The following is a 21284-nucleotide window of genomic DNA, read 5'->3' as shown; positions in this document are numbered from 1 at the left end:
GCGCCTTTTTATGCTTCCAGACGAAAGGCCGCCCCTTGGACGCGCATCTTGCCCGCATGCTGACCTCTCCGCGCCAGTGCCGCTGCTGCGGCGCCACCTTTGCGCAACTGCTGAGCCTCAGCTGCGACCGGCCCGACATCTGCTCCGAGGACATGGAGGTGGAGGACAACTCCGCCGTCCTCGCCACCCGCGGCGATATCCTGACCGAGGATTTCTGCCGTCTGGGCGACCTGCGCTTTGTCCGCGCGGTGCTGGCGATCCCGCTGTCCGGCACCCGAGGCGAGGAGTTCATCCTGGGCACCTGGGCCAGCCTCAGCCGCGATGACTTCGACGCCTATCTCGACCTGTTCGAGATGCGCGAAACGGAAAAGCTGGGCGACCGCCCGGCCTGGCTGGCCAATGCGATCCCGCCGGATATGCCGGTGCCCGCGGGCTGCGTGCTGGAGATGCGCCCGGAAGGCCAGTACCCCGAGCTCAAGGTCACCGAGCAGAACCACCCGCTCTACCCGCTGCAGAAGGACGGCGCCGCGCTGGAGGAGCTCCTGGAGCTGCTCTATGCCTACGGCCACGACCTGCCCTCGCTGGTTTTTGACGCCTGATTTTTGGCACCTGATTTTTGGCACCGCCCGGGCACCCGGGCAGGCGCGGCGGCAGGCTTTCACTCATCGCGCTCCGGCGGTCCGCGGCTTCCCGCCGAGCCCTGCAGAGACCGGTTGAAGCGGCCCTCCGGATTGGCCAGATACTCCCGGACAAACTGGGGATGGATGACATGGCAAATGCAGAATCGGCGGGCCAAACACCCGCCAAGGTGGCCGGGCTGGCCACCCAGGACAATGCAGTGAACCGCAACAAGCTGAACCTCCTGGGCGTCTACGGCCCCGAGGACAGCCTGACCGCGCTGGTGCGCCTGCCCAACGGCCGCACCAAAACCGTGTCGCGCGGCACCCGCCTGTCCTCCCTGGGCCGGGTGGTGGCGATCGATGCCCACGGGCTGATCCTCAGCGCCAACGGCGAGACCAAACGCCTGTCGATGCCCGGCAGCTGAACCGCGGCAGCCGCGCAAATTTCTTCGAGGAAATTTGCCAGGAATTTTCGAAAATTCCTGCCCCGGGCCGCTGGCTCTTGACCTGCCTGCGCCCGCGGCCCAAGAAGGCGGCCATGACAGAAAAGCTCGCTCTCATCACCGGCGCATCGCGCGGCCTTGGCAACGCCCTGGCCGAGGCGCTTGCGCCCACCCATCACATCGTCGCCGTCGCCCGCACCACCGGTGCGCTGGAAGAGCTCGACGACCGTATCAAGGCGGCGGGCGGCAGTGCCACCCTGGCGCCCATGGACATCACCGTGCCGGAGGCGATGGCGGCGCTCTGCCGCGGCATCCACGACCGCTGGGGCAAACTGGACCTGTGGCTGCACACCGCGATCCACGCCACCGCGCTGTGCCCGGTGCCGTCGGTGGCCGCCAAGGACTGGACCAAGGCCGTTGCCATCAACGCCACTGCAACCTCGGTGCTGATCCCCTATGTGGCGCCCTTGCTGGGCCAGACCGGGCGCGCGGTGTTCTTTGACGACCCCAAGGCGGGCGAAAAGTTCTACGGCACCTATGGCGCCACCAAGGCCGCGCAGATGGCGCTGGCCCGCAGCTGGCAGGCGGAAACCGAACGCACCGGCCCGCAGGTGCGGATCCTTGAGCCGCAGCCGATGGCCACCGCCCTGCGTGCCCGCTTCCACCCGGGCGAGGACCGCGGCGCGCTGACCCCGATTCAGGACGAGGCCGCGCGCCTGCTGCCGCAGATCCTGGCAGACTGACACCTGCAGCCTGCCCGCGCCGCGCATCGCGCGGCGCCCGGCCCAACGCCTGGACCGGCATCTTTGATGCGGGTCCAGGGGGCGGGAGCGCGCCCTGGCGCTCCGCCTGTTGCCTCCCTGCCCCGCTTTGCGGCGGATGCCGCTTCCCTCCGCGAAAACCTTGCCCCGTTCCGGCACAGGTCCTATTCAATCGAAAACCCGGTTGAAGACGGCAGGCAGACACCCCATGCGCATTCTGATCACCAATGACGACGGCATCAGCGCCGAAGGGCTCACCATCCTGGAATCCATCGCCCATGCAGTCGCGGGCCCCGATGGCGAGGTCTGGACCGTGGCGCCGGCCTTTGAACAATCCGGCGTCGCCCATTGCATCAGCTATACCCGCCCCACCATGCTCAGCCAGCTGAGCGAACGCCGCTTTGCCGCCGAAGGCTCGCCTGCCGACTGCGTGCTGGCCGGCCTGCATGTGGTGATGCACGGCCAAAGGCCCGACCTGGTGCTGTCCGGCGTGAACCGCGGCAACAACTCGGCGGAAAACGCGCTTTATTCCGGCACTCTCGGCGGTGCCATGGAGGCAGCGCTGCAAGGCATCCCGGCCATGGCGCTGTCGCAGTATTACGGCCCCGCCAACCGGGAGACGGACAATCCTTTCGAAGCCTCCGCCGTGCACGGAGCCGCGCTGATCAAGAAGGTCCTGGCCGCCCAGCCGCAGGATGCGCAGGATTACCGCCTGTTTTACAACATCAATTTCCCGCCGGTCCCGGCGGCGGACGTCAAGGGCACCCGCATTGCGCCCCAGGGCTACCGCCACGGCTGCCACTTCTCGGCCGAGGAGCAGCTGTCGCCCACCGGACGCCGCTACCTGTGGATCCGCGGCGGCAACCAGCATGTCGAGGCCACCCCCGGCTCCGACGCTGCGGTCAACCTGGACGGCTATATCTCCGTCACCCCGATGCGCGCCGATCTGACCGCGCGCGACGCAATGGATGCGCTGAAAGCGATTGAGAGAGCCGGCGCATGAGCGGACCCGATCCGGAAACCAAGATGCAGTTCCTGTTCTCCGTGCGCTCGCGCGGGGTGACGGACCAGCAGGTGCTGGAGGCGATCGAGGAGATCGACCGCGGCCTGTTCGTGCGCGGCATCTTTGCCGAGCGCGCCTATGAGGACGTGCCGCTGCCGATTGCCTGCGGCCAGACCATCTCGCAACCCTCGGTGGTGGGCATGATGACCCAGGCACTGCAGATCTCGCCGCGCGATACGGTGCTGGAGGTCGGCACCGGCTCCGGCTACCAGGCGGCGATCCTGTCGAAACTGGCGCGCCGGGTCTACACCATCGACCGCCACGCCCGCCTGGTGCGCGAGGCGCGCTCGGTGTTCGAAAAGCTGCGGCTTGCCAATGTGACCTCGCTGGTGGGCGATGGCAGCCACGGGCTGCCGGACCAGGCGCCGTTCGACCGCATCATCGTGACCGCCGCCGCCGAGGACCCGCCCGGGCCGCTCCTGGCGCAGCTCAAGACCGGCGGCATCATGGTGCTGCCGGTGGGCCAGTCGGACCACGTGCAGACCCTGATCCGGGTGCGCAAGACCGAGGACGGGCTGGAGTATGACGAGTTGCGCCCGGTGCGCTTCGTGCCGCTGCTCGAAGGCCTCGGCAAGGACAGCTAGGGCAGCTGCCGCAAATCTCAAGCGGCGGTTTGATCTTCCTGCCTTGCCCCCGTAAACTGGCAGCGGAATTCAGCCGCCGGCTGGATTGCATGGGCTATAGTGATTGACGCGAGAGAATCCCCGCGAAAAAGGGGGAAGCGTGTTTTGAGGAGAGCAAGATGACCCGGACCACCTCCACCCGGACCGCATCCCGCGGGCTGCCCCGTTTTGTGCGGCCCCGCGCACGGCTGCTGGCCCTGCTGCCGCTGGCCGGGGTGCTGGCGGCCTGCCAAAGCCCGCTGGACTACGACCTGCGCGGCCAGCTCGGCGCCTTCAACACCGCCACTGCCGCCCAGTCGGCGACCTCCAGCCGCCCCTCGCCGGACGCCCGCGGCCTGATCACCTACCCCTCCTACCAGGTGGCGGTGGCGCAGCGCGGCGACACCGTCTCGGACGTGGCCGCCCGCATCGGCCTGCCTCCGGAGGAGGTCGCCCGCTTCAACGGCATGGAGACCGGCGACAAGATGCGCCAGGGCGAAGTTCTGGCGCTGCCGCGCCGGGCGCCCGCCAGCCTGCCCCCGGGCGGCAGCGCCACTCCGGGCTCGGTGGATATCGCCACCCTGGCCGGCCAGGCGATCGAGACTGCGCCGCTCACCTCCCCCAACCCGGGTTCGGTAACCACCACCACGATCCAGCCCACCCCCAAGCCGCAGCCCGCCAAGGTGCAGCGCGGCCCGGAGCCGGTGCGCCACAAGGTGAAACGCGGCGAGACCGCCTATACCATCTCGCGGCTCTACCAGGTGCCGGTGAAATCGCTGGCGGAATGGAACGGCCTGGGCAGCGACTTTGCCGTGCGCGAGGGCCAGTTCCTGCTGATCCCGCTGAAAGAGGAACCAGCGGCCGAGCTGACCCCGGCCGTAGCCCCCGTTGCGGTCACCGAACCGGGTGAAGGCAGCCAGACGCCGGTACCGCCGAGCGCCAGCCAGCCGCTGCCGGAGGAAAAGGTCGAGCCCGCAGCGGTCAAACCCGCGGCAGAGACCCTGCCCAAGCCGGAACTGCCCAAGCCGACCCGCGCCAGTACCGCGGCGATGTCCTATCCGGTGCAGGGCAAGATCATCAAGACCTACTCCAAGGGCCGCAATGACGGCATCGACATCGCCGCGGCACCGGGCGCGCCGGTCAATGCCGCCGAAGCGGGCACCGTGGCCGCGATCACCAAGGATTCCAACAACGTGCCGATCGTGGTGATCCGCCACAGCCAGAAGCTGCTGACGGTTTACCAGAACGTCGCCAACATCACGGTGAACAAGGGCGAGAGCGTCGCCCGCGGCCAGCGCATCGCCTCGCTGCGCGGCGGCGATGATGCCTACGTGCATTTCGAGGTCCGAGACGGGTTCGAAAGCATCGACCCGCTGAGCTACCTGAACTGATGGCAGTAACAGACTGTTAACACACAAAAGCCCGGCTGTTTGGCCGGGCTTTTTATTGCGCGTTGCACATCCGGGCCCGGAACAAGGCGAAGCCGCCGGGCCAGCGCCTGCCCGCCCCACCGGGCAGGCGCCGGCCCGGCTTCCGCTTGCAGCTCGCAGCTCGCAGCGGCGTCTCAGAGCCTCAGCGCAGCGCCACCCCGTGCCGCCCGGCCAGTTCGGTAAAGAACTGCCACGCTACCCGGCCCGAGCGCGCGCCGCGGGTGGCCTGCCATTCGACCGCCTCGGCCCGCAGGGTGTCCGCGTCCGCCTCGACGCCATAGGCCGCGCAATAGCCCTCGATCATCATCAGGTATTCGTCCTGATCGCAGGGGTGGAATCCCAGCCACAGGCCAAAGCGGTCGGACAGGGAAACCTTCTCCTCGACCGCCTCCGACGGGTTGATGGCGGTGGATCGCTCATTCTCGATCATATCCCGCGGCATCAGGTGGCGGCGGTTGGAGGTGGCATAGAACACCACGTTCTCCGGCCGCCCCTCGATGCCGCCGTCCAGCACCGCCTTGAGGCTCTTGTAGTGCTGGTCGTCATGGCTGAACGACAGGTCATCGCAGAACAGGATGAACCGGTGCTCCGAGCCGCGCAGATGGTTCAGCAGCCGCGCCACCGAGGGCAGATCCTCGCGCTGCAGCTCCACCAGCTTCAGATCCGGGTGGTCCGCAAGCAGCGCCCCGTGCACCGCCTTCACGAGGCTCGACTTGCCCATGCCGCGCGCGCCCCACAACAGCGCGTTGTTGGCGGCAAAGCCCTGGGCAAAGCGGCGGGTGTTCTCCAAGAGCGTATCGCGGGAGCGGTTGATACCGACCAGCAGGTCCAGATCCACCCGGTTGATCTCAGCCACAGGTTCCAGCCGCTCCGGCCCCACATGCCAGACAAAGGCGCTGGCCGCGTTGAAATCTGGTGTTTCCAAAGGCGCGGGCGACATCCGCTCCAGCGCCTCGGCAATGCGGGTCAATGCGATCTGGTCCATGGGCTGCCTCCGTCCGTCAGTTGCCGGATTTCAAAGCATGTTAGGCGCGGGCCGGCAAGGGGCTGAGTGGAAGCCAGACCCGAACTGCCGGGGGATGCCAGTCCTAATTGGTGAGAATCTCCGTCTCCCCGATGTTCTTCGCCTGCACCAGGAACCGGTTCCTGAAAACCCGCTGCTTTGCACCGCTCAGCTCGCTCCAGAACTCCCGGCTCATCCGGACCGCGCCCAAGGGCCCCTCCCCTTCGACGATGTCCGCGGCCTGGACCTGCTCCAGCCGGGCCGCCTTGTTGACCTCCGGCCCGATCAGGGTGAACTGGTGCCGCGTGGCCGATCCGAAATCACCGCTCACCACCAGCCCGATGTGCAGCCCCACTCTCAGCGACAAGGGCTCGGCACCGATCTTGATACCGGCAACGTTGGCCGTGGACTGCTCAGCGGCCTGCACGGCATCCATGCAGGCCTGACCCGCGTCCTGGTCACTGCGCGGCAAGACCCAGAACGCCATCAGCCCGTCACCGATGAATTTGTCGATATGGCCGCCGTGTTCGAGGATGGGTTCCGTCTGCGCATTGAAGAACCGCTGCACGATGTCTGCAACCCGCTCCGGTGCGGTCTGCAGCGTATACCTGCTGAAATTCACCACGTCGGAAAACCAGATCACCGCGCGCTCCACCAGGTATTCCGCCTGGTGCTCCCCCCCGGACTGCAGCCGCCGGGTCAGCGCATAGGGGTTCGTATAGGCGTGCAGGATACGGGTGTCATCGGCCAGCTGGCGGCCAAGCGATGCGGTCTTGCGGCTGGCATCCCGCAGCTTCAGCGAGATGATCTTCGCGATATTGCGCCAGATTGTCCCGGCCTCCGGATGCGAAGATATCTTGTCCTTTTCGATGATGAGCACTTCCACGGTGCTTTCATTCGCAACAAGGCCGTAAATGCGCTGATACCCGTTGCCGGCCAGATGCTGTTCGCCAATCACCTCGTTGCGCCGCCGGACAAACAGGGTTTGCTCGCCGAGCTTCACGGCAACGGACCCGTTCACGATGATCCAGAGGCAATGGGCCGGATCGCCGGGGCGGCAGATGTATTCGCCTTCCGCAAACCGGTACGGGCGGGCCTCCAGCAGATGCGGTGCCTGCACATCATCGACCAAGCCGCACAGCGACAGGGCTTCTTCGTACTCGGAACCGCAGGAATTGCCGCTTGATATCGGAAGTTTGCCCGCCACCCGGCCCCCTGTTGAACATATTCAAAACAAAACCAGCACGCTCACTGTAGCAGATTACAGCCAGCGCCGGGTTGATCCGGGGAAACCCTGTCCTTGCAGGCATTGCACCCTGCGTGAACCGGTCCTTTTTCCGGGCCACAGACAAGAAAAAGGCGCGCCATCCCTGGCGCGCCTTTCCGTTTCAAACCGTCAGCGGTTTACTTGTCCTTGCCGTCCTCGGCCTCGAACTCGGCCATCAGCGGATCGTCGGGATGCGCATCCATTACGTCCTCGTCGTCATAGTAGCCGTCCGCGCGCAGCTGCGCCTCGCGCTTCTTCTCGACACGGCCCACCAGGAAAATCGAGATCTCATACAGCCCGTAAACCACCACAAACAGGATGATCTGGGTGATCACATCCGGCGGCGTCACCAGCGCGGCCAGCACCAGGATCGCCACCACCGCATATTTGCGGACCGACCCCAGGCCCTCGGCGCTCACCAGCCCGGCCTTGCCCATCAGCGTCAGCAGCACCGGCAGCTGGAAGCAGAGGCCAAAGGCCACGATGAACTTGATCGTGAGGTTCAGATACTCCTGGGCCGAGCCCTGGAACACCACGCTGAGGCCCTGATTGACCTCTTCGCCGACAACCGCCTCGCCGCCGGATCCGAACTGCTGGAAGCCCAGGAAGAAGTCATAGGCCAGCGGCGTCACCACATAGAAGGCAAAGCTCGCACCCAGCAGGAACATGAAGGGCGAGGCGATCAGGAAGGGCAGGAACGCCCCCTTCTCGCTCTTGTACAGCCCCGGCGCCACAAACCGCCACATCTGGAAGCCGATATAGGGAAACGCCAGGATAAAGCCGCCCAGGAAGGAGATCTTGATCGCGACAAAGAACCCCTCCTGCGGGCTGATGAAGATCAGCGCACAGTCCTGGCCGCCCTCGGCCAGCACCTGGCACAGCGGCGCGGTCAGGAAGTTGAACACCGGCGTCGCCACGGTGAAACAGATCACCATGCCGACGATGAAGGCCGCAACCGAATGGATCAGCCGGTTGCGCAGTTCGGCCAGATGCTCGATCAGCGGCGCGGTTGAGTCGTCGATCTCATCCGTCTTGCTCATGACTTGGCCTCTTCTTCCTTCGGCGCCGCAGGCTTCAGTGCCGCCTCGGCAGCTTCTGCCTTGGCCAGCGCCTCCTCCGCTTCGCGCGCCTTGCGCTCGGCTGCGGCACGGGCGGTCGATGCCTGGATCTTCTTGGCATCTTCCGCGCGCTGCGCCGCCAGCTTGCCGGTCTCGCTGTTCGGGTCGAATTTGGTCGGGTCGATCGACGAGGCCATCTCCTGCGCGGCCTGCTTGACCCCGTCCATGGCAGTGCCGACGGGGTTCGTTGCAGCCTTCAGTCCCTTGGCGACCTCATTGACCCCGGCCTCATCCGCCGCGTCATGCATCGCCCGGCTGAACTCGCGCGCCATCCCCTTGGCCTTGCCCACGAACCGCCCGATGTTACGGAACAGCACCGGCAGGTCCTTGGGGCCGACGACGATCAGCGCGACAACGCCGATGACCAGCAGTTCGGTCCACCCAAGATCGAACATGGCCGCTTAGGCCTTGTCTTTTTCGGTCTCGGGGGTGACGTCCTTGGCCACGTCTGCGGCGTCCTGCTCCAGCTCCTTGCTGCCTTCGTTGATGCCCTTCTTGAACGAGGTGATGCCCTTGCCGACTTCGCCCATCAGCGACGAAATCTTGCCGCGGCCGAACAGGACCAGAACCACAACGGCGATGAGCAGCAGGCCAGGCAGGCCGATGTTGTTGAGCATGAGAGTCTCTCCTTACGTGATCCGGCGCAGATTGGCAGCGCCGGTGGAATTGTTCGCTACGGGTTTAGCGCGCGGGCCGCTTTGAGCGAAAGCAACAAGCCCGGCAGAAAAGCCCCGCAAAAGCCGGATTCCGCAGTTTTTGCCGCCCGCCCGCATCCAACTGACAGGTTTATGTCAGTTGCAGGGCGGTAAATCCACCCCATCACATCATTCAAGGAGAAACGTGATGAGCAAACATGTCGCCGAAATCGTGACCTTCAAATTGGCCGATGGCGTGAGCGCTGCGGATTTCACCGCCCTGATGCAGCGCACCGAAGGGTTCGTCCGCGCCCAGGACGGCTTTGTCACCCGTCAGCTGAGCCAGGGCGAGGACGGCAAATGGACCGACTACGTGGTCTGGAAGGACATGGCGACGGCGAAAAAGGTGGCGCAGACCTTCATGCAGCAGGATTTCGCGCCCGAGGTGGTGGCGGCGCTTGCACCGGACAGCGCAGCCATGCGCCATGAAGAGGTGCTGTGGCAGATGGCGCCGTAACACCCCGGAGCTGCGCCCGCAGGTCCCCGGGGCCGGGCGCAGCCCTTGACCTCCTCCCTCCCCCGCGCAAAGGCTAGGCCCATGCGCCGCACCGACCGCCTTTTCGAAATCATCCAGATCCTGCGCGACGGGAAGCTGCACCGCGCCCAGGACATTGCCGACCGGCTGGAAGTCTCCACCCGCACCATCTACCGCGACATGGACACGCTGGTGGCCTCCGGCGTGCCGGTGGAGGGAGAGCGCGGCGTCGGCTACATGGTGCGCGAGCAAATCAGCCTGCCGCCCCTCACCCTGACACCAGAGGAACTGGAGGCGCTGAACCTCGGCATGGCCATCGTGGCAGAGGCCGCTGACCCGGACCTCAAGGCCGCCGCCCAGTCGCTGGCGGCCAAGGTGGACGCGGTGCTGCCGGAGCAGACCATCGCCGAGGCCGACGCCTGGAAATTCGCGGTCTACCCCTTTGCCGATGCCGCCCGCGGCTTTGCCCATATGCCCGCGCTGCGGGCCGCGATCAAAGCCCGGCAAAAGCTGCAACTGACATACCGCCGCATCGACGGCACCCTGACCGAGCGCAGGATCCGGCCGTTGCACATGGAATACTGGGGCCGGGTCTGGACCCTCACCGCCTGGTGCGAAACCCGGGACGCCTTCCGCGTCTTCCGGGTGGACCTGATCGAGGACGCGCAGGCCCTGCCAGAGCTGTTCGTGGACGAGCCTGGCAAGCGCCTGCAGGACTACGACCCGTACGGCTCCTAAGATCCTAAATTCATCTGGCTGAAAATATCCCGGGGGGTGAACCCCGTCTTGGAAACCGTCCGGGGGACGGTTTCAGGGCTGAACGGGGCGGAGCCCCTATCCAACAGGGCCGGGGGCAGAGCCCCCTACCCGAGTTCGAAACTGGTGACGCCGAAAATCAGATCCGTCTCCAGCTGCGGCGCAGGCCCGCGGTACATCCGCGCGGTCTCAAACACCGGCGCCAGCCCCAGCGCGCGCGCCAGGTCCACCGCCGCCGAATGCGGCTCAGGCACATCCAGGAACACCTCCTGCCCGGGTGGCAGCTCTTGCAGCAGCCGCGCCAGCACCGCCTCGGCCGCCCCGCGCGACGTGGCCACCAGCGGCCCGATCTTGCAGCCGCTGCCGCAGGGCCGAAGGGTGCCGAACCCCGCCAGGCTTCCGCCCTGATACGCGGCAAAGGAGTGATGCCCCTCCGCCCCCAGCCATTGCTGCCAGAACACCCGCCGCGGCGCCGGGAAGACGCGGGCGTCCAGCGCCTCCAGCTCCGCCGCCGGTGCGCTCAGCGGCGACAGCTCGAAACCCGCGGCCGCCTCCAGCCCGCCCGCGGGCACCCCGCCAAAGCGGATATTGCGGTACGCCAGCTCAAAGCCCGAGCGGCGGTAGTTCGCTTGCTGATCCACCACCCCGTCAAGGCCGACAACCCGCCCCCCGGCGTGCTCCAGCGCCTTCTGCCACAGCGCATACCCATAGCCCTGCCCGCGCTGCTCCGGCGCCACGATGTAGAAGCCGAGGAAGGAGAACGCCTGCCCGTAGTTCACCACCGAGATACAGGCAACCATCTGCCCGTCCAGAAACCCGCCCCAGAATCCCTCAGGATCAACGCTCGCAAAGCACGCTGCATCGCTGCGGCCGGGGTTCCAGCCTTCGCGCGCGGCCCAGTCCACGGCGGTGCGGATTTCCGCTGGCGCCAGCGCCCGGATCTGATAACTGCCCTGCATCTGCACCTCCTGTTTCACCGGGTGCAGAATGCCTCTTAAGCCTCAAGCGGGAAAGACAAAACAGCGGTTGCGGCGCACCGTCAGCCACATCACCCGGCCCTTTTCCGGCAGGAAGACATTCGGCACCGTCGCCTTGAGGATCGAGCCGTCAAAGTCCATCCGGAACTCCACCAGGCTCTCGCTGCCCAGAAACCGCGCGCGCTCCACCACCGCGCGGGCGGCGACGCCGTCGCTGGGGGTCGGCAGCGGCCCCTGGCCGCCGCGGTCGAAGTCGATGCGCAGATGCTGCGGGCGGAACACGATCTCCACCGCGGTGCCGTCGGCGACCCCCGGCGCCAGGAACTCGCCAAAGGCGGTGCGCGCCAGGGCGCCGTTCACTTCGGCCTTCAGCACGTTCACATCGCTGAAGAACGCCACCGCCGCCTTGTCCACCGGGTGGGTGTAGACGTTGTAGGGCGCGCCCTGCTGCACGATCCGCCCGCCGCGCATCAGCGCAATCTCGTCGGCCATCCGCATCGCCTCTTCCGGCTCATGCGTCACCAGCAGGACGGCGGCGTCCTCTTCCTTCAGGAGGCTCAGCGTCTCATCCCGGATGCCATCGCGCAGCCGGTTGTCGAGCCCCGAGAACGGCTCATCCATCAGCATGATCCGCGGCCTGGGCGCAATCGCGCGCGCCAGCGCCACCCGCTGCTGCTCGCCGCCCGACAGCTGATGCGGATAGCCGTCGATAAAGCGTTTCAGCGAGACCCGGTTCAGCAGCTCCTCGACCCGCGCGCGCTTCTCGTCCTTGCTGCCCTTCAGGCCAAAGCCCACATTGTCCGCCACACTCAGGTGCGGAAACAGGGCAAAGTCCTGGAACATCAGCCCGATCTCGCGCCGTTCCGGCGGCACCCGGAACACGGTGTCGCAGATCAGCTTGCCATCGACATAGATCTCGCCGCTGTCCTGCATCTCCACCCCGGCAATCATCCGCAGGGTGGTGGACTTGCCGCAGCCCGACGGCCCCAGCAGGCAGGTCACCTGCCCCGCCTGGATCTGCAGCGAGACATCGTCGACCACCGCGCGGCCTTCGAAGAACCGCTTGATGTTGCGGATCTCCAGCCGCGGCGGGGCCATGGTGCTGTGCATCTCGGCGGGGGCTTTGTTCATGAGGCCTCGGGGCTGTTTCCGATGAAAACGCTTGGGTTCACGCCGGGATAGCAACCCTGCTCAGCCGCCGCAAGCGGTCAGCACTGCGTGAAAAACTTACCGCCCGGCCTATAGGCCGGGCAGCGCCCGTCCCGCCCCCCACGGGGCGGGCGCTTCTCGCCCTCCCCGCCGGGCCGGGCGCTGCCCTCTGTTTGAGCTTTCAGGCCGCGTTTTACGGCCTTTGTTCTAACAGCACCCCGGCGCGGCACCGTCCTGCTCCAGCCCGTTGAAAGGGGAATTGCCGCCGCAACCCGTGAAAATCCCGTAGTGGGTCTCAAACGAGCCGATGAATTCGAAATGCGGTGCCAGGCGGGTGTCCTGCAGCATCATCCAGGTGTTGCCGCAGACCGGAAACACCTTGCCCGCCTCGATCACATGGTGGTCGTCCAGCGCAAACACATGCGGCGCGTGCGGGATCGTCCCCTTGTAGATCACCGCCTGGCCGTAATCCTCGCAAGCCGGCTCCAGCGCTGGCAGCTTGAACAGCCGGTAGGTGGCAGACAGGAACTTCAGCGGCTGCACCCGCTTCTCCAGCACCGGGTTCTCGATCGTCAGCAAGCGCGAGGTCACTATCCGCGGGTCCTTGAACCCGGACTCCTTGGCAATCGACAGGAAATCATTCCAATACAGCGCCCCGGACAGGCATTCGCCATAGAGCACCTCATCCTCCGCCATCGCCTGCGGCACCCGGCGGTCGGCATAGACGTCGGAGAAGTACATCTCCCCGCCCTCTTTCAGCAGGTGATGCGCCCCGCGCAGCACCGCGCCCTTGTCGGTGGCTAGGTTGATTACGCAGTTGGAGACGATGATGTCAAAGGAGCCCGGCTCCAGGTCCAGCTCCTCCAGCTGTTCGATATAGCCGTGGTGAAACTCCACATTGGAATGGGCATAGCCAAAGGTCTCGGCGTGGTAGTCCTGATGGCGCCGCGCCACCTCCAGCTGCGCAGGCGTCATATCAACACCCACCACCTTGCCATGCTCCCCAACCAGCGCCGACAGCGCATAGACATCGCGGCCCGCACCGCAGCCGAGGTCGAGGATGCGCGCGCCTTCCAGCGCCTCCGGCGCAATCAGCCCGCAGCCGTAATAGCGGGTCAGCACCTCGTCATGGATCTTGGACAGCACCGCCTTCACATGGTCCGGCATGTCGTCCGGCGTGCAGCAGGCGTTGGTCTGGAGATCGCCGCTGCCCTGCAGCACCTCGCCGTAATAGGTCTGCACGTTTTCATGTTTCATGGGGGCGCCTTTCCTGATGGTTCCGGACCATCGGGATAGCGGCACCCGGGCACCCGGGCAATCGGGCTGGCGGGAGGCCTGACGCAAGTGTGATGGAGTGTGGGGGAACTATCGAAAGACTATGGACTCCCGCCCGGCCGAGAGGCCGGGCAGCGCCCGACCCTCCCCACGGGAGGGCGCTTCGCACCCGCCCAGGGTCGGGCGCTGCCCTCAGCTCACTATTCCGCGCCAGCAAGACTGCGGTTCAAAGGACCTACCCCTCGGGCAGCAGCTCAAACGCCGCCTCGGCCCGCACCTTGCCGTTCACCATCAGCTCGATCCGGTGCGGCCCCGGCACCAGCTTGAAGGTCGTCGCATCCCCCTTCAGCTTGTGCTTCTTGCCCAGCTCCAGCCTGCCGCCGGTGATCCTGGCCTGCTTCAGCTTGAACACCTTGGCTGAAGCCTTTCCGCCAGGACGCTGAAAATGCAGGATATAATCCACCAGCACCGGCGCTCCCGCAGCCCCCTCCAAACGGCAGGAGAGATCCAGCGCCTCGCCGATGCGCACAGCCTCGGGAACAGTGACAAACGCGTCCAAGGTCAGATCCGGATCATAGCCCAGCATTGCCATCGCCCGCGGATGGCCCGCCTTCACCAGCCCGCGCAGGGCGTGGGAAGTCATCCAGTCCAGCTCCTTGCGGTCCTGCGCCCCGGCCTCGCGCCAGCCCTGCAGCCGGTCCATCACCAGGTCCGGATCCTTCTTGGCAATGTCATTCAGATGGTTGGCAACCGAGCGGGTGACATAGCGGGTGCCATCGCCGTGCAGCCGGTCCAAGAGCGGCAGCGGATCCGCCAGCTGCAGCCCGACCGCCTCGCCCCAGGGCAGCCGCGGGCGGGTGCCTTCGCTCACCAGCCGCCGCACGTGATAGCTGCTGTGCCCAGCCCAGCCGTCCATCCGTTCCAGCACCTCCGCGGGCCAGCGGTTCAGGAAGGGGCGGATGGCCCATTCCATCGAAAACCGCTGGGTGATTTCCTCCAGCATGTCCAGCGCCAGATCCCGGTGCGCCTCAAGGCCCCGCGCGGCGGCATACTCCCCCAACGGGGCAAAGATGAAATCGCCGAAATCGTCATCCGTCTTGTCCGGGTCCAGCGGCGGCGGCAGCGCCTTCAGCACGATCGGCGCGGCCTCGGGCAAGGCTTCGGGCAGATGCCCCGCCAGCACCTCCGCAATCAGCGTGATCCGCTGCTTCAGCTCCAGCGCCGGCAGCTCCGCCATCACCTGGGCCTCAAAGGCCTCAGCATCAAACCCAGCCTCAGCCGCGGAAAAAAGGCCCGCCAGATAGCGGACCTTGCCGCGGTTGAACAGCTGGTCCTTCAGGGAAAACCCGCTGGCCATACAGCACTCCTTACATCGTCGTGTTGGTGGCGCCGCCGTCCAGCAGGATGTTCTGCCCGACCATGAAGCCCGCGTGCTGCGAGCACATGAAGGCACAGGTGGCGCCGAATTCCTGCCGGGTGCCATAGCGGCCCGCCGGAATGGTCGCACAGCGCTGTTGCTTGGCCTCCTCAGGTGTGATGCCCTGCGCCTTGGCCGCGCCGCCATCCAGCGAGACCGCCCGGTCGGTGGCATGAATGCCCGGCTGCAGGTTGTTCATGATGACGCCCTTGCCCGCCACCTGCCGCGCGGTGCCCGCGACATAGCCGGTCAGCCCCGCCCGCGCCGCGTTCGACAGCCCCAGCACCGGGATCGGCGACTTGACCGAGACCGAGGTGATGTTGACCACCCGCCCCCAGCCGCGCTCCATCATCCCCGGCACCAGCGCCTTGATCAGCGCAATCGGGGTCAGCATGTTGGCATCCAGCGCCTTGATGAAATCCTCGCGGTCCCAGTCGGTCCACATGCCCGGCGGCGGCCCGCCCGCGTTGGTGACCAGGATGTCCACGCCCTCAGCTGCCTCCAGCACCTTCTGCTGGCCCTCCGGCGAGGTCACATCGGCGGCCACAGTCACCACATCCACGCCATGGGCATCGCGGATCGCCTGCGCCGACGCCTCCAGCGCCTCCGCCCCGCGGGCGTTCATCACCAGGTTCACACCGGCCTCCGCCAGCGCCTCGGCACAGCCCAGACCCAGCCCCTTGCTGCTGGCGCAAACCAGCGCGCGCTTGCCCGAAATACCCAGATCCATTGTTGTCCTCCCTCGGGAATCTTCACCGTTCGCGCAGAGCTTGCACCGCCCGCACCCCGAAGGCCAGCCCTGCGCGTCCCGCCCCAAACGTCAATCCGCCGGAAAATCTGCCCCTTCCGGACCCCTTTCCGCCACATTCCTGCAGCAAACCTACTGGACAGAGCCCCGCAGGGGGCCACATTGGGGATGAAACACCAGCCGCGCATGGGACAGACCTTGACCGCCAGCCTCACCTCCGTCCAGGCCCACCTGGCCGAGCATTTCCGCGTCGAATACGGCGCCAACATGGGCGACCCCCTTGGCGTGCTCGAGGATCTGGTGCTCGACGACATCTACATGCTCGACGCCGCCTCCGCCCCGCGGCGGCTGGGCATCGCTGCCCATCACGACGGCAGCCTCTCCGTCGCGGACAACTCCGCGCTTGGCACCCCCGGCGCCGCGCTGCACCTCGATTGCCTGCTCACCCTGATGCCCGACAGCGGCCCCAACACCGAAACCCTGGTCATGGTCGAGGCCGACGCCGAGGGCTATATCGCCGCCATCTACCTGGTGCCGCTCGCCCCCCTGCAGCCGCAGATGCCCTACACCCTGGTCAAGGCCGCGCGCGAGCCCGCCCGCCGCAAGCTGGCGCAATCGGCCTGCGTCTCCTTCACCCGCGGCACCCGCATCACGCTCTCGACCGGCGAACAGCGCCCGATCGAAGACATGCGCCCAGGCGACCGCGTCCTCACCCGCGACGACGGCATCCAGGAGGTCCGCTGGGTCGGCCAGTCCACCCTGCGCGCGGTCGGCGATCTGGCCCCGATCCTGATCCGCAAGGGCGCCCTCAACAACGCCAACGACCTGATCGTCAGCCCCGCCCACCGGCTGATGGTCTACCAGCGCAGCGACGAGATCGGCGCCGGCGCGCCCGAGATCCTGGTCCGCGCCCGCGACCTGGTGAACGGCGATACCGTGGTGGTGCTGGACGGCGGCTTTGCCGATTACTTCCAGATCCTGTTCGACCGCCACCACATCATCTACGCCGAGGGCATCGCCGCCGAGAGCACCTTCCTCGACCCGGTCACCCGCCCCGCGCTGCCGGAGGATGTTTTCACCGCCCGCGCAGGCAACGGGCCCGGCGCCCTGCCCGCCGCCCACAAGAGCGGCGCCCACGGGCTGGACGTGAGCCGGTCGCTCTTGGACCGGCCGGATGCGGTGGGGCTGCTGAAGCGGGCGTCGCTGCGGTAGGGAGAGTACAGCTATTTTTTTATGGATTCTCATTCAAAATTCACGCTTGAGATACAGCTCAAATTTTGGCCAGCCTGCCTACAACAAAAACTGAGTCGCTTAGGCTGCTCCACCAGGCAAACACTATGAATTCCGACGACAAAAACCAAAATACGCCGCACCAAGACACTGCATTCAGCCACTCATCAATTGTCTACTTTCACGGAATCGGAAACCCAAACCTTCACGTATCCATGTCAAGTTTTCTGGATGCGCTCGATCAGCAAGGAGCGAACGAATCCTATGAAGACTTAGGGAAACTTAGAGACTTTAAATACAAAATTGAAATACATGGCTCGTCAGACAAGGAGTTCATTCAATTCAGACAGATTCGAAAGAAAAAAGGAAAACATATATCAAAAAAAATTATTAGAGCTTACGAAGGCTATTGGGGCAACGATGTTGACAAGCCCGCCTCGCTACTTCAGTTGCTACAGTGGGTTTTTCTAACCTTTTACCTGTCTCTTTCGGCTCTCTTGTCGCGGTGGCGGAAGTACCCCACCCTAAAGCTTCGGTACCTACAATCACTTGAAGCCAAGGTCGCAACAGCGGCGGACAAAGAGAAACTGTCGAAGATTTATAGAAATTTTGAAAATTGGGAGAACCGCAAGAGATACCCAAAGGGAAGCTTTGAGAATTTCAAAGCACTACTAGAAGAAAGCAACACCAAAACCCAATTTGGCGACTACACCGAGGCTTCACTCAAATGGAAACGGGGTTACACTTACAATCTTTTGAGAAGGTTGATGCGGCAAGTTGCATTTTTGGTAGTTTCCCTAGCAAGCCTTACCTTACTGATATTTATCCTGAGCTTTTCGACAAACCATCTTGTTCTTTATCTATTTCCCGATGCAGGTTACGAAGTTAGTTGGATTGCCAAAGGGTTAGTCATAATTCTATTCATCAAAGTTACCTGGCTGTCAGTACGACGACGCTTTTCTGATGTTATCACCTGGACCTTGGACTCTGAAAGTGACGAGAGGTATGAAGTGCGGGAGCGTCGCGTTAAACAGGCGATGAATCTGATCCGAGACGTAGTAAGTGACCCTCGTTGCAATGAGTGCTTTATTGTTGGCCACAGCCTAGGTTCCGCGATTGCGTTGGAGGCTGTAATTCGCGAGGGTAGACGTTGCGATGCAATCAACATCTGCGAATCCGAAAAGAAAAAGATGGCGGACGATATCGAAAAGATTAAGTTCATCTTCACGGCAGGAAGCCCCGTAGACCACATTCTCTCCCTGTTCGAGAAAGATAGAACTTTCTCCCATAGGTTCAGCAGGCTCTCGCAACAAAAAAGCCTTTCCCTGTCAAGTCGACCGTTTGTTACAAGAAATAACCAACCTGGAGCCCGAGTTGTTAACTTTTGGTCAAAATACGACCCAATCAGTGGGAAAATTTTATCCCTTCCCGAACCTTCGAACCTCAAAGAAAAACTGCTCCAAAACATCGAAGTTACGCCACAAGGCGCACCAAACCCTTTGAAAGCCCACTCAGGTTTCTTTTTCTCACCGAGAGCAATTCGGAAGATTTACCGCGGCATAATGACTGGCAGATTGAACTAGCACATCTGCCTGGTTTGCCAGAACAGCCAACAACAGGAACCTTCATGTAGGTACACCTCAGCCCGAATTCCTCTTGACGACTCACATTGATGTGTGTTCACTCCGAAATCGGAGATGGGTGTCAAGTACACCCTCATACGGGGTCGGCACCTTCGGGGGTCGGCCCCACATTAATTTTGCACTCTCCAAAGTCGGTCGTTTTCTTGAAGCACTTCGACTGCTTTCCTCACTCCCCCACCCCGCGCTCCCGCAGGTCCCGCTGCAGCTCCCGCGCCCGCACGGCAATGCGCAGGATGGTGTTGTCCTTGTCATGGGCTTGGATATGCCCTGCCAGCAGCGCCAGCCAGTAGATCCGCAGGACCGAGTTGATGCGGCGGCTGTAGTTCGGGCCCAGCTTGCGGAACCATCGCACCATGTCTTCGTCCAGCCGGATCGTGACCCGCGTCTTGGGCTTGTCGATCCGCTCCCAGCTCAGGATGCCGTCCCAGTCGTCGGGCAGGCTCTTGTCCAGCCAGTCGCGGCGCAAGTTTTGCTGCAACTCATCAAGTTCCAGCTGCATTTCATTGTCGTAATATCGCTTGCTGGGCATCCCGTGGCGTTCCCTTGATGGCGGCGGTTCGCGGCGGGGCGGCACTCCCGCGCTGATCCCCACCCAGCCCCAGCCCCGTTAAATCCCGGCAAGCGGGGCGTGCGCAGCAAGTGCAACACCTCCTCAGAGGGCAGCGCCCGGCCCGGCGGGGCGGGAAGCGAAGCGCCCGCCCCGTGGGGGGCGGGACGGGCGCTGCCCGGCGGTGCCCGCCGGGCTGGGGCGGGATACAGCCTCCCGGTGCACAGGGGGTGCACAGGGGGTGTACGGGGGGTGTACGGGGGGTGCACGCGTGTCACCCCCTGTTTTTCTTGCCTCGCGCGGCATTCCTGCTATACGCGCGCTCATGCTGGATTCCGTCACAAACCGCCCCGAACTGCCGCCCGAAATTGCCCGCCGCCGGACCTTTGCGATCATCTCGCACCCGGACGCCGGCAAGACCACGCTGACTGAAAAGTTCCTGCTTTACGGCGGCGCGATTCAGATGGCCGGCCAGGTGCGCGCCAAGGGCGAGGCGCGGCGCACGCGTTCGGACTTCATGCAGATGGAAAAGGACCGCGGGATCTCCGTCTCCGCCTCGGCAATGTCCTTTGATTTCAGCGGCTTCCGCTTCAACCTGGTGGACACGCCGGGCCACTCGGACTTCTCCGAGGACACCTACCGCACGCTGACGGCGGTGGATGCGGCGGTGATGGTGATCGACGGCGCCAAGGGTGTGGAGAGCCAGACCCAGAAGCTGTTCGAGGTCTGCCGCCTGCGCGACCTGCCGATCCTGACCTTCTGTAACAAGATGGACCGCGAGAGCCGCGACACCTTTGAAATCATTGACGAAATCCAGGAGATGCTGGCGATTGACGTGACCCCTGCCAGCTGGCCCATCGGGGTGGGCCGCGATTTCATCGGCTGCTACGACATGCTGCGCGACCGGCTGGAGCTGATGGACCGCGCCGACCGCAACAAGGTGGCGGAAAGCATTGAAATCAAGGGGTTGGACGACCCCAAGCTGGCCGAACACGTGCCCGCGCATCTGCTGGAGAAGCTGCTGGAAGAGGTCGAAATGGCCCGCGAGCTGCTGCCCGCCCTGGACCCGCAGTCGGTGCTGGAAGGCCACATGACCCCGATCTGGTTCGGCTCCGCCATCAACTCCTTCGGCGTCAAGGAGCTGATGGACGGCATCGGCAAATACGGCCCCGAGCCCCAGCCCCAGTCCGCCGAGCCCCGCCAGGTGAGCCCGGAGGAAAAGAAGGTCGCCGGATTTGTCTTTAAGGTTCAAGCCAATATGGACCCCAAGCACCGCGACCGGGTGGCATTCGTGCGGATGGCCTCGGGCCATTTCAAGCGCGGCATGAAGCTGACCCATGTGCGCACCAAGAAGCCGATGGCGGTCTCCAACCCGGTGCTGTTCCTGGCCTCCGACCGCGAGCTGGCGGAGGAAGCCTGGGCCGGCGATATCATCGGCATCCCGAACCACGGCCAGCTGCGCATCGGCGACACGCTGACCGAGGGCGAGGCGATCCGGGTGACCGGCATCCCGTCGTTTGCCCCGGAACTCTTGCAGGGCGTGCGCGCAGGCGATCCGATGAAGGCCAAGCACCTGGAAAAGGCGCTGATGCAGTTCGCCGAGGAAGGCGCCGCCAAGGTGTTCAAACCCTCGATCGGCTCCGGCTTCATCGTCGGCGTGGTCGGCCAGCTGCAATTCGAGGTTCTGGCCTCCCGGATCGAGATGGAATACGGCCTGCCAGTGCGGTTCGAGGCGAGCCAGTTCACCTCGGCCCGCTGGGTCAGCGGCGCCAAGGCGGCGGTGGACAAGTTCATCAACGCCAACAAGCAGCACATCGCCCATGACCATGACGGCGACATCGTCTATCTGACGCGGCTGCAGTGGGACATCGACCGGGTGGTGCGCGACTATCCCGACCTGAAACTGACCGCGACCAAGGAAATGATGGTCTGATGGAAACGCCCGGCCCTCCGGGCGTTTTTCCTTCCGTCCTTCTGCAGCCGGCAACAGATTCGCCGGCCCGGATTCACGACCGCACCGCCTGAACACTTGCCGGATTTCCGCTGGTTTGTTTCCTTTCTGCAT

General features: G+C 64.6%; 22 protein-coding genes. 11 read left to right on the top strand and 11 right to left on the bottom strand.

Going from position 1 to position 21284, the window contains the following annotated elements; genetic code table 11:
* Positions 1–56 precede the first annotated feature (56 nt).
* From ACFMBG_RS04430 to ACFMBG_RS04405, 6 genes are all read left to right on the top strand, one after another.
* Entirely contained in the window at positions 57–599 is a 543-nt protein-coding gene (locus tag ACFMBG_RS04430; RefSeq protein ID WP_421053517.1) for a DUF2199 domain-containing protein, read from the top strand.
* Between the two features lie 170 nt (positions 600–769).
* The gene (locus ACFMBG_RS04425; RefSeq protein ID WP_421053516.1) at positions 770–1045 is read left to right on the top strand and encodes a hypothetical protein; all 276 of its coding nucleotides are present in this window, start codon (positions 770–772) and stop codon (positions 1043–1045) included.
* Between the two features lie 113 nt (positions 1046–1158).
* Entirely contained in the window at positions 1159–1806 is a 648-nt protein-coding gene (locus tag ACFMBG_RS04420; RefSeq protein ID WP_421053515.1) for an SDR family NAD(P)-dependent oxidoreductase, read from the top strand.
* Positions 1807–2032: 226 nt separating this feature from the next.
* Positions 2033–2827: a 5'/3'-nucleotidase SurE gene (gene surE, locus ACFMBG_RS04415; RefSeq protein WP_421053514.1), complete on the top strand. Its 795-nt coding sequence runs from the start codon at positions 2033–2035 to the stop codon at positions 2825–2827.
* Complete coding sequence (locus tag ACFMBG_RS04410; protein ID WP_421053513.1) at positions 2824–3471, top strand: protein-L-isoaspartate(D-aspartate) O-methyltransferase; 648 nt, start codon at positions 2824–2826, stop codon at positions 3469–3471. The genes surE and ACFMBG_RS04410 overlap by 4 nt, the downstream gene beginning before the upstream one ends.
* A 158-nt stretch (positions 3472–3629) precedes the next feature.
* Positions 3630–4880, top strand: a complete 1251-nt coding sequence (locus ACFMBG_RS04405) for a peptidoglycan DD-metalloendopeptidase family protein (protein WP_421053512.1) — start codon at positions 3630–3632, stop codon at positions 4878–4880.
* A 181-nt stretch (positions 4881–5061) separates the two neighbouring features.
* Here ACFMBG_RS04405 and ACFMBG_RS04400 read toward each other — a convergent pair whose 3' ends face one another.
* The 5 genes from ACFMBG_RS04400 to ACFMBG_RS04380 all read right to left on the bottom strand — a co-directional run bounded on the left by ACFMBG_RS04400 (position 5062) and on the right by ACFMBG_RS04380 (position 8924).
* Positions 5062–5904, bottom strand: coding sequence for an ATP-binding protein (locus tag ACFMBG_RS04400; protein ID WP_421053511.1), 843 nt, complete (start codon positions 5902–5904; stop codon positions 5062–5064).
* A gap of 103 nt (positions 5905–6007) precedes the next feature.
* Positions 6008–7129 carry an adenylate/guanylate cyclase domain-containing protein gene (locus ACFMBG_RS04395; RefSeq protein WP_421053510.1) on the bottom strand — a complete coding sequence of 374 codons (1122 nt, stop codon included), beginning with the start codon at positions 7127–7129 and terminating at the stop codon, positions 6008–6010.
* A 197-nt stretch (positions 7130–7326) separates the two neighbouring features.
* Positions 7327–8229: a twin-arginine translocase subunit TatC gene (gene tatC / locus ACFMBG_RS04390; RefSeq protein WP_421053509.1), complete on the bottom strand. Its 903-nt coding sequence runs from the start codon at positions 8227–8229 to the stop codon at positions 7327–7329.
* On the bottom strand, positions 8226–8702 hold the full coding sequence (gene tatB, locus ACFMBG_RS04385) for a Sec-independent protein translocase protein TatB (protein WP_421053508.1): 477 nt from the start codon (positions 8700–8702) through the stop codon (positions 8226–8228). The genes tatC and tatB overlap by 4 nt, the downstream gene beginning before the upstream one ends.
* A gap of 6 nt (positions 8703–8708) precedes the next feature.
* Positions 8709–8924 carry a twin-arginine translocase TatA/TatE family subunit gene (locus ACFMBG_RS04380; RefSeq protein WP_174144998.1) on the bottom strand — a complete coding sequence of 72 codons (216 nt, stop codon included), beginning with the start codon at positions 8922–8924 and terminating at the stop codon, positions 8709–8711.
* A 226-nt stretch (positions 8925–9150) separates the two neighbouring features.
* On the opposite strand from ACFMBG_RS04380, the gene ACFMBG_RS04375 reads away from it, so the two are divergent.
* Complete coding sequence (locus ACFMBG_RS04375) at positions 9151–9459, top strand: hypothetical protein (RefSeq protein WP_421053507.1); 309 nt, start codon at positions 9151–9153, stop codon at positions 9457–9459.
* 81 nt (positions 9460–9540) lie between these two features.
* On the top strand, positions 9541–10215 hold the full coding sequence (locus ACFMBG_RS04370) for a helix-turn-helix transcriptional regulator (protein ID WP_421053506.1): 675 nt from the start codon (positions 9541–9543) through the stop codon (positions 10213–10215).
* Positions 10216–10340: 125 nt separating this feature from the next.
* Here the strand turns inward: ACFMBG_RS04370 and ACFMBG_RS04365 are convergent, their stop codons facing one another.
* The 5 genes from ACFMBG_RS04365 to ACFMBG_RS04345 form a co-directional block, all read right to left on the bottom strand.
* Complete coding sequence (locus tag ACFMBG_RS04365; RefSeq protein ID WP_421053505.1) at positions 10341–11192, bottom strand: GNAT family N-acetyltransferase; 852 nt, start codon at positions 11190–11192, stop codon at positions 10341–10343.
* A gap of 42 nt (positions 11193–11234) precedes the next feature.
* Entirely contained in the window at positions 11235–12341 is a 1107-nt protein-coding gene (locus ACFMBG_RS04360) for an ABC transporter ATP-binding protein (RefSeq protein ID WP_421053504.1), read from the bottom strand.
* Between the two features lie 225 nt (positions 12342–12566).
* Positions 12567–13616: a methyltransferase domain-containing protein gene (locus ACFMBG_RS04355; RefSeq protein WP_421053503.1), complete on the bottom strand. Its 1050-nt coding sequence runs from the start codon at positions 13614–13616 to the stop codon at positions 12567–12569.
* Positions 13617–13869: 253 nt separating this feature from the next.
* A complete protein-coding gene (locus ACFMBG_RS04350; RefSeq protein WP_421053502.1) occupies positions 13870–14991 on the bottom strand; it encodes a hypothetical protein in 1122 nt (373 codons plus the stop codon).
* A gap of 10 nt (positions 14992–15001) precedes the next feature.
* A complete protein-coding gene (locus ACFMBG_RS04345) occupies positions 15002–15781 on the bottom strand; it encodes an SDR family oxidoreductase (RefSeq protein WP_421053501.1) in 780 nt (259 codons plus the stop codon).
* Between the two features lie 186 nt (positions 15782–15967).
* Here ACFMBG_RS04345 and ACFMBG_RS04340 point away from each other — a divergent pair, with 186 nt between their 5' ends.
* Complete coding sequence (locus ACFMBG_RS04340) at positions 15968–17011, top strand: Hint domain-containing protein (RefSeq protein WP_421053500.1); 1044 nt, start codon at positions 15968–15970, stop codon at positions 17009–17011.
* A gap of 125 nt (positions 17012–17136) precedes the next feature.
* Entirely contained in the window at positions 17137–18612 is a 1476-nt protein-coding gene (locus ACFMBG_RS04335; protein ID WP_421053499.1) for a hypothetical protein, read from the top strand.
* Between the two features lie 226 nt (positions 18613–18838).
* Here the strand turns inward: ACFMBG_RS04335 and ACFMBG_RS04330 are convergent, their stop codons facing one another.
* Entirely contained in the window at positions 18839–19201 is a 363-nt protein-coding gene (locus ACFMBG_RS04330) for a BrnA antitoxin family protein (RefSeq protein WP_421053498.1), read from the bottom strand.
* Between the two features lie 343 nt (positions 19202–19544).
* Between ACFMBG_RS04330 and ACFMBG_RS04325 the strand changes: the two genes are divergently transcribed.
* Positions 19545–21152 carry a peptide chain release factor 3 gene (locus ACFMBG_RS04325; protein ID WP_421053497.1) on the top strand — a complete coding sequence of 536 codons (1608 nt, stop codon included), beginning with the start codon at positions 19545–19547 and terminating at the stop codon, positions 21150–21152.
* Positions 21153–21284 lie beyond the last annotated feature (132 nt).

It is taken from the genome of Leisingera coralii, assembly GCF_049056525.1.
Lineage (GTDB): Bacteria > Pseudomonadota > Alphaproteobacteria > Rhodobacterales > Rhodobacteraceae > Leisingera > Leisingera coralii.
Note: the sequence above shows the minus strand (reverse complement) of the source record. Positions and strands in the feature narration are given on the sequence as shown.

Excerpts from the sequence above, each read along its gene's own strand:
- ACFMBG_RS04370 (WP_421053506.1), top strand. The coding sequence starts at position 9,541 with ATGCGCCGCACCGACCGCCTTTTCGAAATCATCCAGATCCTGCGCGAC.
- tatC (WP_421053509.1), bottom strand. The coding sequence starts at position 8,229 with ATGAGCAAGACGGATGAGATCGACGACTCAACCGCGCCGCTGATCGAG.
- ACFMBG_RS04375 (WP_421053507.1), top strand. The coding sequence starts at position 9,151 with ATGAGCAAACATGTCGCCGAAATCGTGACCTTCAAATTGGCCGATGGC.
- surE (WP_421053514.1), top strand. The coding sequence starts at position 2,033 with ATGCGCATTCTGATCACCAATGACGACGGCATCAGCGCCGAAGGGCTC.
- ACFMBG_RS04405 (WP_421053512.1), top strand. The coding sequence starts at position 3,630 with ATGACCCGGACCACCTCCACCCGGACCGCATCCCGCGGGCTGCCCCGT.
- ACFMBG_RS04365 (WP_421053505.1), bottom strand. The coding sequence starts at position 11,192 with ATGCAGGGCAGTTATCAGATCCGGGCGCTGGCGCCAGCGGAAATCCGC.
- ACFMBG_RS04335 (WP_421053499.1), top strand. The coding sequence starts at position 17,137 with ATGAATTCCGACGACAAAAACCAAAATACGCCGCACCAAGACACTGCA.
- ACFMBG_RS04330 (WP_421053498.1), bottom strand. The coding sequence starts at position 19,201 with ATGCCCAGCAAGCGATATTACGACAATGAAATGCAGCTGGAACTTGAT.
- ACFMBG_RS04380 (WP_174144998.1), bottom strand. The coding sequence starts at position 8,924 with ATGCTCAACAACATCGGCCTGCCTGGCCTGCTGCTCATCGCCGTTGTG.
- ACFMBG_RS04340 (WP_421053500.1), top strand. The coding sequence starts at position 15,968 with ATGAAACACCAGCCGCGCATGGGACAGACCTTGACCGCCAGCCTCACC.
- ACFMBG_RS04430 (WP_421053517.1), top strand. The coding sequence starts at position 57 with ATGCTGACCTCTCCGCGCCAGTGCCGCTGCTGCGGCGCCACCTTTGCG.
- ACFMBG_RS04345 (WP_421053501.1), bottom strand. The coding sequence starts at position 15,781 with ATGGATCTGGGTATTTCGGGCAAGCGCGCGCTGGTTTGCGCCAGCAGC.
- tatB (WP_421053508.1), bottom strand. The coding sequence starts at position 8,702 with ATGTTCGATCTTGGGTGGACCGAACTGCTGGTCATCGGCGTTGTCGCG.
- ACFMBG_RS04360 (WP_421053504.1), bottom strand. The coding sequence starts at position 12,341 with ATGAACAAAGCCCCCGCCGAGATGCACAGCACCATGGCCCCGCCGCGG.
- ACFMBG_RS04400 (WP_421053511.1), bottom strand. The coding sequence starts at position 5,904 with ATGGACCAGATCGCATTGACCCGCATTGCCGAGGCGCTGGAGCGGATG.
- ACFMBG_RS04350 (WP_421053502.1), bottom strand. The coding sequence starts at position 14,991 with ATGGCCAGCGGGTTTTCCCTGAAGGACCAGCTGTTCAACCGCGGCAAG.
- ACFMBG_RS04425 (WP_421053516.1), top strand. The coding sequence starts at position 770 with ATGGCAAATGCAGAATCGGCGGGCCAAACACCCGCCAAGGTGGCCGGG.
- ACFMBG_RS04420 (WP_421053515.1), top strand. The coding sequence starts at position 1,159 with ATGACAGAAAAGCTCGCTCTCATCACCGGCGCATCGCGCGGCCTTGGC.
- ACFMBG_RS04410 (WP_421053513.1), top strand. The coding sequence starts at position 2,824 with ATGAGCGGACCCGATCCGGAAACCAAGATGCAGTTCCTGTTCTCCGTG.
- ACFMBG_RS04325 (WP_421053497.1), top strand. The coding sequence starts at position 19,545 with ATGCTGGATTCCGTCACAAACCGCCCCGAACTGCCGCCCGAAATTGCC.
- ACFMBG_RS04355 (WP_421053503.1), bottom strand. The coding sequence starts at position 13,616 with ATGAAACATGAAAACGTGCAGACCTATTACGGCGAGGTGCTGCAGGGC.